Here is a 2567-nt window from a genome sequence, read left to right as displayed (position 1 = left end):
CTATCTTTTTCATTTTCAATAGGCTTTCTTGCACAAATCTATTCTTGAAGGCTTCTTCAGCAATATAATTTCCAGATGAAGAAACCTGTCCCTAAAATCTACCGTACAACCAATTGGTCCTCGTATAACCAAGCTTTAATCAATCGAGGAAATATTTCAATCTGGTTTGATCCCAAGACCCAATGGTATGCTCAGCTAAAAGGTAAACAAGGACGAAATCAAACTTACTCCGATGCAGCAATTCAATGCTGTTTAATCATCAAATCTCTATTCCGTCTTTCTTTACGTATGGTCACAGGCTTTGTTCAAAGTCTCATTAAACTGTGTGGCTTGAATTGGACAGCACCAGATTACTCTACCCTCTGTAGACGACAAAAGCATATCGATATTGCGATAAGCTATCAGAAAAGTAGTGATGGGTTACACCTACTCGTCGACTCTACAGGATTAAAATTTTTAGGTGAAGGCGAATGGAAGCGTAAGAAACATCAGCCCGAATATCGTCGGCAATGGCGTAAACTGCATATTGGTATAGATGCCGAAACACTGCAAATACGTGCCGTTCAGCTCACAACAAACAATGTGAGTGATTCACAGGTGCTTGGTGATTTGCTTGATCAAATTCCGTTGGATGAACGAATTGATTCAGTCTATACAGATGGTGCTTATGACACAAAGCACTGCCGACAATTCATTTTAGATCGAGATGCACATGCAGTCATTCCACCTAGGAAGAATGCAAAGCCTTGGAAAGATAAGAAATTGAGATCTTTAGAGAGGAATGAATTATTAAAAACAGTCAAACGGTTAGGTAGGACACTATGGAAAAAATGGTCTGGTTATCATCGTCGAAGTTTAGTGGAAACCAAAATGCATTGCATCAAATTATTAGGCGATAAATTAACAGCAAGGAGTTTTCCTAGTCAGGTGAATGAGATTCATGCACGTGTAGCAGTTTTGAATAAATTCACAGAATTAGGTCGACCTCATACCCAAGTTGTCACTTGAATTTAACTCAATTAGGGTAGCATTGTCTTTCAAACCTTTGTGCAACAAAGCCCTCCATAGTAATAAGCTTGCCCAATATTAAATAGAGCACTTGCATTATCTGCATCAATATCTATAGCTTTTGAAAAATATGCAAGCGCCTTTTTATAATCTTGTTCAAATACTATTCCTTCTTGGTTATAAATTCCTAACATATTGATAGAATCAGCATGATTCATGCTTGCAGCTTTTTCAAAATATGGTAAAGCCTGCTTATAATTTCCTTGTAAAAGCTCTAAGATACCTAAATTATGGATACCACCAACATAATTTTGATCAGCTGCTTTTTGAAACCACTTTTTAGCTTGTTTTAAATCAGTTTCTCCCCAAAAACCATGCTGATAACCATTACCTAATGCATTTTGTGCTTTAGCATCACCTTGATCCGCAAGTTGCTTAAATATTTTATATGCATCTTCGTATTTATCTTGATCGAATAAATTTTGCGCTTTTTCAAATAAGGGATTAACGTCCTGTTGGCTATGGCTATCTTTCGGTTTTGTCGTATTAGTAGAATTACCACAAGCTGCTATAGAAAATGAAGATAAAAACAAAATTAGAAAAACTAAGAAAACATTATTTTTTGTTTTAATCTTCATATTCAATCTAACTCACTTATATTAAACAATTGATATAAATTAATTTAATTTGGATGATCAACATACCACTTCAAGTTTTGTTGTGCTTTAGGATCACCTAACTCTGCCAAAGGCTTAATAATTTCTATAGCTTTCGCAACACTTTTATTAACACCTTTACCACTAAAGTACATCTCCGCCAATTGAATCTGTGCCAGACTATAATCTTGATTTGCAGATTTATTAATCCATATAAAAGCTTTGTTATAGTCCTGTTCGACCCCATGACCATAATAATATGCTTGTCCTATATTAAATAAAGCACTTGCATTATTCGCATCAATATCTATAGCTTGAGAAAAATATTTAAGTGCCCTTTTATAATCTTGTTCAAATACAATTCCTTCTAGGTAGTAAATTCCAAGCATATTGATAGAATCAGCATGCTTCATACTTGCAGCTTTTTCAAAATATGGTAAAGCATCTTTATACTGCTTTTGTAAGAATATACTTACACCTAAGTTATGAATTCCTTTTGTATAATTTTGAGCTGCAGACTTACGATACCAATATTCAGCCTGTTTTAAATTAACTTCCCCCCAGTATCCATACTCATAACCATTTCCCAAAGAGTTTTGAGCTTTTGCATCTCCCTGCTCAGCAAGCTTCTTTAATATGTTATATGCTTCCTGAGGTTTATCTTCGTCAAATAAACTTTCTGCTTTTTTAAATAAGTTATCAATGTCCTGTTGGGTATTGCTATCCTCCTGTTTTGCTGTGTTTGTAGAATTACCACACGCCACTAAAGAAAATGAAGATAAAAACAAAGTCAAAAAAATCAAGAAAGCATTCTTTTTTGTCTTAATCAACATACTCAGCACCAATTTATTCAAATCAACAAAATTATTTTATAAATTTTACAACAAAACAATGTAAAAAAAA

3 protein-coding genes are annotated in these 2567 nt (G+C 34.2%); 1 reads left to right on the top strand and 2 read right to left on the bottom strand.

What is annotated here, in order from left to right; genetic code table 11:
• The first annotated feature begins 75 nt into the window (after positions 1-75).
• Complete coding sequence (locus tag IO68_RS29770) at positions 76-1008, top strand: IS5 family transposase (RefSeq protein ID WP_023013927.1); 933 nt, start codon at positions 76-78, stop codon at positions 1006-1008.
• Between the two features lie 29 nt (positions 1009-1037).
• On the opposite strand, the gene IO68_RS29765 is transcribed toward IO68_RS29770, so the two are convergent.
• Both IO68_RS29765 and IO68_RS29760 read right to left on the bottom strand, forming a co-directional pair.
• Positions 1038-1646 carry a tetratricopeptide repeat protein gene (locus IO68_RS29765; RefSeq protein ID WP_023013926.1) on the bottom strand — a complete coding sequence of 203 codons (609 nt, stop codon included), beginning with the start codon at positions 1644-1646 and terminating at the stop codon, positions 1038-1040.
• 44 nt (positions 1647-1690) lie between these two features.
• A complete protein-coding gene (locus tag IO68_RS29760; RefSeq protein WP_023013925.1) occupies positions 1691-2497 on the bottom strand; it encodes a tetratricopeptide repeat protein in 807 nt (268 codons plus the stop codon).
• Positions 2498-2567 lie beyond the last annotated feature (70 nt).

The sequence above is a fragment of the Acinetobacter sp. COS3 genome (assembly GCF_000475335.1).
GTDB classification, from domain to species: domain Bacteria; phylum Pseudomonadota; class Gammaproteobacteria; order Pseudomonadales; family Moraxellaceae; genus Acinetobacter; species Acinetobacter venetianus.
Note: the sequence above shows the minus strand (reverse complement) of the source record. Positions and strands in the feature narration are given on the sequence as shown.